The sequence below is a fragment of the Amycolatopsis sp. SID8362 genome, from assembly GCF_010550475.1.
GTDB classification, from domain to species: domain Bacteria; phylum Actinomycetota; class Actinomycetes; order Mycobacteriales; family Pseudonocardiaceae; genus Amycolatopsis; species Amycolatopsis eburnea.
In genome coordinates this window covers 1-2,984 of sequence record NZ_JAAGNB010000072.1, presented here as the reverse complement: position 1 = coordinate 2,984, position 2,984 = coordinate 1, and the positions used below count along the sequence as shown (strand labels likewise).

General features: G+C 73.9%; 3 protein-coding genes. All 3 read left to right on the top strand.

Annotated features, from left to right (window positions below; translation table 11 throughout):
• Positions 1-1,775 (top strand): 4'-phosphopantetheinyl transferase superfamily protein (locus G3I65_RS02835; protein ID WP_160694448.1); only part of this gene is annotated, 1,775 nt, incomplete at its 5' end.
• Positions 1,772-2,077, top strand: a complete 306-nt coding sequence (locus G3I65_RS02830) for an acyl carrier protein (protein ID WP_160694446.1) — start codon at positions 1,772-1,774, stop codon at positions 2,075-2,077. The genes G3I65_RS02835 and G3I65_RS02830, both read left to right, overlap by 4 nt.
• Entirely contained in the window at positions 2,074-2,880 is an 807-nt protein-coding gene (locus G3I65_RS02825; RefSeq protein ID WP_160694443.1) for an alpha/beta fold hydrolase, read from the top strand. The genes G3I65_RS02830 and G3I65_RS02825 overlap by 4 nt, the downstream gene beginning before the upstream one ends.
• Positions 2,881-2,984 lie beyond the last annotated feature (104 nt).

Genomic DNA, 2,984 nt, shown 5'->3' with positions numbered 1-2,984 from the left:
CCCGGCTGCCCGGCCACCGCCCGGCGCCGTCCAAGGCGGTCAAGCTGGACCTCGGCGGCCGCCTGATCTCCCTCGACGATGCCGTCCGCGCGCGCATCGCGCTCCCGGCCGCCCGCGAGACCGTCGTCGACAACCTGGCCGGCCAGGGCCCCCTCGCCGCCGAACTCGCCGCCCTGCTGACCGACACCGCCCGCCTGGCCTCCACCGCCCTCGCAGGTGCGTCACTTTCACGTGAAAGCGACGCCCGTAGCTTTCACGTGAAAGCTCCGGTCGAGATCGACACCACGCTCGAGGTGTCGGTCGAGGCGATGCCGTACCTGCTCGACCACTGCTTCTTCAAGCAGCCGCCGCAGGCGGAGCCGGGCGACCGGTGGCCGGTCGTGCCGGCCACCACGGTGATCGACCACCTGATGGACTTCGCCGAGCAGGCCGCACCCGGCCGCCGCGCGGTCGCGGTGCACGACGTCCGGCTCACGCAGTGGATCACCGCGGTCCCGGCGGTGACCGTGGGCGTCCGGGTCCGCCCGCACGGCCCCGGCCGCGTCCTCGCCGCACTGGACGGCTACTCCCAGGCCGTCGTCGAACTCGCCCCCGCCTACCCGGCCGACGCGCCGGCGCCGTGGCGGTTCCCGGCGGACGCGGAGCAGGTCCCGGAGACCACGGCCGCCGAGCTGTACGCCGACCGCTGGATGTTCCACGGCCCGCGCTTCCAGGGCGTCACCGAGCTGACCGCCGTCGGCGAGCGGCACGTCCGCGCGGTGCTGACCACGCCCGCCGCGCCCGGCGCGCTGCTCGACAACGTCGGCCAGGTGCTCGGCTACTGGATCATGTCCCGGCTGGCCGAACGCACCACGGTCTTCCCCGTCGCGGTGCGCGAAATCCGGTTCCACGGCCCGCACCCGGCGCCGGGGGAGCGGCTGGAGTGCCTGGTCAAGATCACCGGGCTGACCGGGGAATTCCTCGACGCCGACATGCAGCTGGTCCACAACGGACAGGTCTGGGCGCAGTTCACCGGCTGGCGCGACCGCCGGTTCGACAGCACCCCGCACATCCGCCAGGCCGACCGGACGCCCGAGTCCTCGACGCTGTCGGTCGAGCAGCCCGGCGGCTGGGCGCTGGTGCACGAGCAGTGGCCGGACCTGGCCACCCGCGAGCTGATCATGCGCAACTACCTCGCCGGCACCGAACGCGACGCCTACGCGACCCGGCCGCCGCGCGGACGGCGGCAGTGGCTGCTCGGCCGGATCGCCGCGAAGGACGCCGTCCGCCACTACCTCTGGGCACGCGGCGAGCCCGCGATGTTCCCGGCGGAACTGCGCGTCGGCAACGACGACGCCGGCCGTCCGTTCGTGACCGGCGCCTACGGCCGGGAGCTGCCGCCGCTGACGATCTCGGTGGCGCACCGGGCCGAGGCGGGCGTGGCGATCGCCCGGCCCTGGCCGTGCGGCATCGACGTCGAAGAGGTCGGGACGCGCCGGGAGTCCACTGTGGACGCCGCGCTCGGTGCGGCCGAGCAGGCGCTGTTCGCGAGCCTGCCCGGCGATCCCGAACGCTGGTTCGCCCGGTTCTGGACGGCGAAGGAAGCCGTCGCGAAGCTGCTCGGGACCGGCCTGCGCGGCGAGCCCCGCGACTTCGAGGTCGTCGCGGCCGCGACGGCGGAACTCACCGTCCGCGCCGCCGGGCGGGAGCACCTCGTCCACTGCGCCGACGCCGACCGGCCGCCGCGCCGCTACGTCGTCGCCTGGACCGAAGAAACGAAGGAGACAGCCGGATGAGCGTCGAGACCACGGCCACGGACGAGGGGACCGTCCTCGCGCAGATCGCGGGGATGCTCCGGGAACTGCTGGAAGAGTACGGCCTGGACGATGCCGAGATCACGATGGACACGACCTTCCACGACGACCTCGAACTCGAAAGCGTCGACCTGGTCGCGCTGTCCGGGCAGCTGCGCGAGCACTACGGCGACCGCGTCAACTTCGCGACCTTCATCGCCGAACGCGACCTCGACGAGATCATCGCGCTGACGGTCGGCGAGCTGGTCCGGTACACCGTCGCCTCGCTGCGGGCCACCGCGTGAGCCGCGTCCGGGCGGGCGAGCTGGACGTGCACGTCCAGCGGCTCGCGCCCGAGGTCCCGCTCGACGGCGACGCGCCGCTCGTGGTGTGCGTCCACGGCCTGCTCACCGACAGCCTCGCCAGCTACTACTTCACGCTCGGCCCGGCGCTGGCTGCGCGCGGGCTCGACGTCCTGATGTACGACCTGCGCGGCCACGGCCGCACCACCCGCCCGGCGTCGGGGTACCGGCTGGAGGAGTTCGTCGACGACCTCGTCGCCGTCCTCGACGCCTGCGAAGCGACGCGGCCGGTGCACGTGGTCGGCAACTCGTTCGGCGCGTCGGTCGCGTTCGGCCTGGCCGCCGCCCGGCCGGACCGGGTCGCGAGCGTGATCGCGATCGAGGGCGAGCCACCGACGGCCGCGTGGACGCAGCACATGGCGGATGGCCTCGCGGACGCCAAGACCCGGCTGGCGATCGACGAGGTCATCGGCTGGATCGCGGACAACCACGGCGCGCACACCGCGCGGCTGTCGAAGGCCGCGCACCGGATCCTGGAGACCACCACGATCGCCGAGGACGTCCCGCGCAGCGCGACCATCGCGGCGGACCTCTCGGCCGTGCGCTGCCCGGTGTTCGCCATCTTCGGCGGGGATTCCGGGCTCGCCGCCCAGGTCCCGGACTTCGAGGCGAACCTGGCGTCCTGCCGCTGCGCGGTGCTGCCCGACCAGGGCCATTCGGTGCTGGTCGAGCGGACCGCCGAAGTGATCGACCTGGTCTTCGAGTGGGTCCGCGACACCTCGCGCGCCCCGGCGCGGGTGCGGTAGTGGCCCGGTTCCTGTTCGTCGTCCCGCCGCTGGTCGGGCACGTGAACCCGGCCGCGGGCGTGGCGGCCGAGCTGACCGCCCGCGGCCACGAAGTCGCCTGGGCG